At 70.1% G+C, this 2,187-nt stretch carries 1 protein-coding gene; it reads left to right on the forward strand.

Going from position 1 to position 2,187, the window contains the following annotated elements:
• On the forward strand, positions 1-2,079 hold a 2,079-nt coding region (locus tag WS49_RS21520), incomplete at its 5' end, for an O-linked N-acetylglucosamine transferase, SPINDLY family protein (protein WP_059533124.1).
• Positions 2,080-2,187: the final 108 nt, after the last annotated feature.

The raw sequence follows: 2,187 nt of genomic DNA on the forward strand, positions 1-2,187 counted from the left end.
CTGGGCAACGCGCTGAAGGACCTCGGTCAGGCGGATGCGGCGGTGCTGGCATACGGCAAGGCGATCGAGCATGACCCACGCTACGCCGATGCATACAACAATCTCGGCAACGTGCTGACGACGCAGCGCAAATTCGACGCGGCGGTGGACAGCTATCGCGCGGCCGTCGCGCTGGCCCCGGCCAGCCCGATCGCGCACCGCAATCTCGGCGCGGCGCTGCTTGCGCGCGGCGACCGCGACGAGGCGATCGCGACCTTGCGCCATCTCGTCGAACTGGCGCCCGCCGACGCGCAGGCGCGTGTCGATCTCGGTACCGCGTTGCGCGACGCAGGGCAGGCTGACGCGGCGATCGAGCATTTCGAGCGCGCCGCGGAACTGTCGCCGTTGCGCGCCGACGCGCACGCGGGCCTCGCGGAGGTGCTGTACCGCCGGCGGCAGACGGCGCGCGCGGCCGAGTGCATGACGCGTGCGCTCGAGCTGGCGCCCGATCACGGTCCCGCCTATCGCATGCTCGGCGACATGTATCACGATCTGGGCAAATACGACGCGTCCGTCATGTGCTACCGGGCCGCGGCCGAACTCGATGCGAACGACGTCGACGCGCATCATCGCTGCGCGATGGTGCTGTTGAAGCAGAACCGCGCCGACGACGCGCTGCATCATGCGCGCGCGGCGCTCGCATTGAACGACCGCGCGGCGCCCGCGCACATGACGCTCGGCGACGTGCTCGGCATGCTCGGCGATGTGGATGGCGAACTCGCGCATTACCGCCGCGCGGTCGAGCTCGACGCGACGAATCCGGTCCTGCACGACCGGCTGATCTTCGCGCTCGCCACGCATCCGTCGATCGACCAGGAAGAGACGCGCCGGGCCGCGCGGCATTTCGGCGAACACGTCGAAGCCGATGCACGGCCGCTCGCGCATGCCGACACCGGCTCGCGCCCGTCGGGCGGACGACTGCGCATCGGCTGGGTGTCGGGCGACCTGGTGACGCATCCGGTCGGCATTTTCCTCGAAGGCGTGCTGGCGCACCTCGATCGACGCCGGCTCGAATTGATCGCCTATCCGACGTCGGCGGCGGAAGACGACACGACCGCGCGCCTGAAACCGTATTTCGATGCGTGGCATCCGCTTCTCGACCTGTCGGACGAGCAGGCGGCGCAGCGGATCCGTGCGGATGGCATCGACGTCCTCGTCGACCTGTCGGGCCACACGGCGCTAAACCGGCTCGGCGTGTTCGCATGGAAGCCCGCGCCGGTGCAGGTCACGTGGATCGGCTTCTTCGCGTCGACGGGGCTGCGCGCGATCGACTACGTGCTGGGCGACCGGCACGTGCTGCCGGCCAGCGAGGAAGCGCATTTCGTCGAGCGGCCGTGGCGGCTGCCCGACAGCTATCTGTGCTTCACGCCGCCGCATCCGGCGCTCGACGTCGGTCCGTTGCCGCAACGCGAGAGCGGGGTGACGACCTTCGGCTATTTCGGCAAGCTCGGGAAGATGAACGATGCGGTCGTGCGCGTGTGGTCGCGGGTGCTTGCCGCGGTGCCGGGCGCGCGGCTGTTCCTGAAGGCGGGCGAGCTCGACGGCGCGCATGCGGTGCGCCGGACGGTCGAGCGGTTCGCCCGCAACGGGATCGACGCGAGCCGGCTGGTGATGGAAGGCCGCTCGCCGCGCGCCGATTACCTGACGGCCTATCACCGCGTCGACATGATGCTGAGCCCGTTTCCGTACCCGGGCGGCACGACCACGGCCGAGTCGCTGTGGATGGGCGTGCCGGTGCTCGGGATGAAGGGCGAGCGGTTCGTCACGCACATCTGCGAGAGCGTGCTGCAGACGGTCGGCCTCGGTGACTGGATCGCACAGGACGAAGACGACTACGTCGCGAAGGCCGTGGCCGCCGCGGCCGATCCGCAGCGGCTCGGGGCGCTGCGGCAGGCATTGCGCGCGCGGCTGCTCGCGTCGCCGCTGTGCGACGCGCCGCGCTTCGCGAAACATCTCGAGGAGGCGTTTCACGGGATGTGGATGGACAGGACGAACGCCGGCGCCGACGAGCGGGCCGCAGCGGGCGACGAACGGAATTGAGCCGCCCGGCAGGGCGGCGCGCGAACGACGAAACGACGACATGCAACAGACCACGGACATTCTCGGCGCCGCACTGGCGCATCACCAGGCGGGCCGGCTGGGCGACGC

Origin of the sequence: Burkholderia sp. RF7-non_BP4 (genome assembly GCF_001521935.1) — a bacterium.
Classification (GTDB): domain Bacteria; phylum Pseudomonadota; class Gammaproteobacteria; order Burkholderiales; family Burkholderiaceae; genus Burkholderia; species Burkholderia diffusa.